The organism is Komagataeibacter europaeus LMG 18890 (assembly GCF_000285295.1).
Taxonomy (GTDB): domain Bacteria; phylum Pseudomonadota; class Alphaproteobacteria; order Acetobacterales; family Acetobacteraceae; genus Komagataeibacter; species Komagataeibacter europaeus.
The window spans coordinates 1-2,758 of sequence record NZ_CADP01000209.1 but is presented as its reverse complement, the minus strand read 5'-3'; the positions used below and the strand labels follow the sequence as shown (position 1 = coordinate 2,758).

At 56.6% G+C, this 2,758-nt stretch carries 2 protein-coding genes, 1 pseudogene and 1 other annotated feature; of the genes and pseudogenes, 2 read left to right on the top strand and 1 reads right to left on the bottom strand.

Annotation, left to right across the window (positions count from 1 at the left end; all coding sequences use genetic code 11):
- Nucleotides 1-391, top strand: a 391-nt coding sequence (locus tag GEU01_RS20665; protein WP_019086499.1) for an ATP-binding protein, incomplete at its 5' end; no start/stop codon positions are given.
- A 297-nt stretch (nucleotides 392-688) separates the two neighbouring features.
- Here the strand turns inward: GEU01_RS20665 and GEU01_RS23630 are convergent.
- A pseudogene (locus GEU01_RS23630) lies at nucleotides 689-1,333 on the bottom strand (IS3 family transposase); the annotation flags it as partial.
- Nucleotides 1,223-1,345: a sequence feature (AL1L pseudoknot), on the bottom strand. Its footprint overlaps the pseudogene before it by 111 nt.
- Before the next feature lie 40 nt (nucleotides 1,346-1,385).
- Between GEU01_RS23630 and GEU01_RS20655 the strand changes: the two are divergent.
- Nucleotides 1,386-2,417, top strand: coding sequence for an IS110 family RNA-guided transposase (locus GEU01_RS20655; protein ID WP_026018748.1), 1,032 nt, complete (start codon nucleotides 1,386-1,388; stop codon nucleotides 2,415-2,417).
- Nucleotides 2,418-2,758: the final 341 nt, after the last annotated feature.

Here is a 2,758-nt window from a genome sequence, read left to right as displayed (position 1 = left end):
CCTGGCCACGGCCATTGGCCGGAGCTGCATCCGCACAGGTCGGCGTGGCCGGTTCTTCAACGTGGTGGACCTGGTCAACCGGCTTGAGGCTGACAGTCGGGCGGCAAGGGCGGGTCGGCTGGCCGAACAACTCGGCCGACTGGACTTTGTCATCCTCGACGAACTGGGATACCTGCCCTTTGCCCAGTCTGGCGGACAGTTGCTGTTCCATATGATCAGCCGCCTTTATGAACAGACCTCGGTCATTGTCACCACGAACCTGTCCTTCGGTGAATGGGCCAGTGTATTCGCCGACGCCAAGATGACCACGGCACTGCTCGACCGTCTGACCCATCACTGCGACATCATCGAGACAGGGAACGAAAGCTGGCGGTTCAGGAACCGTAACTGAACCTCTCTCCAGATCCATACCTGCCCCGGCCTGTCTCCTTACGCCTACGGCTTCAGGAGACAGGCCGGCCCTTCAACAGGGGGTTAATATTGCATGCCGATCAGGGGTTATTTTTGAGTGCCGATTGACAGCCCAGCAGCGATACCGCGCCAGAACCGGCACAGATTCTCACGCTGCCAGACAGGCGGCCGTCCTGGCGAGAATAATTTGTGCCGCGTCGAACGCTCGGATTTGCGCCTTCCTGTTGTCATCGTCACCTCCAAAAACGGGGTGTTGCGACGACCGGTTGAATCCGCCTTGTGATCCACGATCCGAATGGTGGATCAGCGCCTTGTTTCCCGCGGGCTTTCGTTGCCAGATGGCCTGTTCAAGGGCGTCGAGCACGAACTGGGTGGTCATGGAGGTCGAGACCTTCCAGCCCACGATCCTGCGGGCGAACACATCGATGACAAACGCCACATAGACCATGCCATTCCGGGTCTGGACATAGGTGAAGTCCGAGACCCGGAGATGGTTGGGAGCCTCGGCCTGGAACTGCCGGTTGACCCTGTCATCAGGACAGGGGCGCGCCGTATCCGGACGGGTCGTGATGACCTTCCGGCCCCGGATCACCCCCTTCAGACCCATCTGCCGCATCAGGCGCTCGACAGTGCAGCGCGCAACCTGTCGCCCTTCACGCTGTAGGCTGTGCCAGACCTTACGCGCACCATAAACAGCACGGTTGTCCCGCCAGATCCGGCGGATATGTTCCATCAGTTCCCTATCGCGCAGGGCACGCGGGCTGGCCCTGGTCGGATCTCTTGCCATGACCGCCTGCTGGTAAAACGTGGACGGGGCAATCGGCAGAACGCGACAGATTGGCTCGACCCCGTAATCGGCACGGCAGGCTTCAATAAACGCGATCATTTGCGAAACGAGATGGGGTGGACGGCCTCCCTGCGGCATCAATGTGCCATGATGGAGGTTCACTGACCATCAGGAGGAGACCGCCCGTATGAAAGCTAGCATAATTGGCCTTGATATTGCCAAATCCGTTTTTCAGGCTCATGGGGCTGACGCAAATGGAAAGTGCGTTTTCAAGCGCAAGCTTGGTCGCAGTGAAGTTTCAGCATTTTTTGCAAAACTTGACCCATGTGAAGTTGTTCTGGAAGCCTGCGGGTCAGCTCATTACTGGGCACGGGTGATCAGCAGGATTGGTCATGATGTCAGACTGGTTCCTCCTGATCGGGTCAAATCATTTGTCAAAAAAGGCAAGAAAAACGACGCTGTTGATGCGGCTGCGATCTGCATGGCGGCGTCTCATCCTGATACGATGTGTGTTCCGATCAAGAGCGAAGAGCAGCAAGGTATCTTGTCACTGCATTCTACCCGCGCTCTTCTGGTCAAACAGCAGACCATGCTGAGTAATGCGTTACGGGCTCTTGCTTCCGAGTTCGGGCTGATAGCCCCTCTGGGCACACGCCATCTGCCAGAACTGATGGCAAAAATAGAGACATCAGCCGACCTGCCTGCTGCCATGAAGCAGAGTGCCATGTTGTTATTTGATCATTATGAAAAGGTCGCTCAGAGCATTGATACTTTGGAAGTGCAGATCCGGGCGCGTGCAAAAAGCGATGAGGATGCGCGTCGATTGATGACCATCCCTGGGGTCGGTCCCATAACGGCTTCTCTGATTGTCGCCTCGGTCGCGGATATTGGCTCCTTCGCCTCTGCGCGCCATTTTGCCGCCTGGCTTGGGCTTGTGCCTCGTCAGCATTCTACCGGCGGTAAAACCCGTCTGGGCAGGATTACCAAAACGGGCAACCGGCAGATAAGAACGTTGCTGGTTCTTGGTGCGACGGCCATGCTTCATCGTGCCCATAAGTGGGATAGCGCTGCGGGTCAGTGGCTATGCGAACTCATGGCGCGTCGTCCAAGGCGTCTGGCAACAGTTGCACTTGCCAATAAAATGGCTCGTATCATCTGGGCGTTGTTGTCACGTAAAGAGATCTATCGTCCGGCTGGTGTCAGTGTTTCAGCAGGCTGACCTGCACCAGCAGAACGATGGACACCGGAGCTTGCTCCGGTAGATCCGGCAGTATGTACGAACCGACGTGATGGGAAGACTGTCATTCAGCAACAGTTCAGGCCATACCGTTCGACCGTCTGTGCCCCTGAGCACGCGATACGAGATTGGTGCCTGACACGTGAGCGCACACCCATGATGGCCAGCGCATAAAGTCGCATAAACAGGCCGGACATAAGAGCGCATCTGACCGGGTCTTCGCGTTAAATCGGTATTCATCATCCAGCCGGTAGAATAATACGTTTTGGAAATGACATCGGGAGAACAATATGAGGTATTGCGCTTAAACGGCCGTCCACATA

Coding starts and splice junctions, on each gene's coding strand:
- GEU01_RS20655 (WP_026018748.1), top strand. CDS start 1,386: ATGAAAGCTAGCATAATTGGCCTTGATATTGCCAAATCCGTTTTTCAG.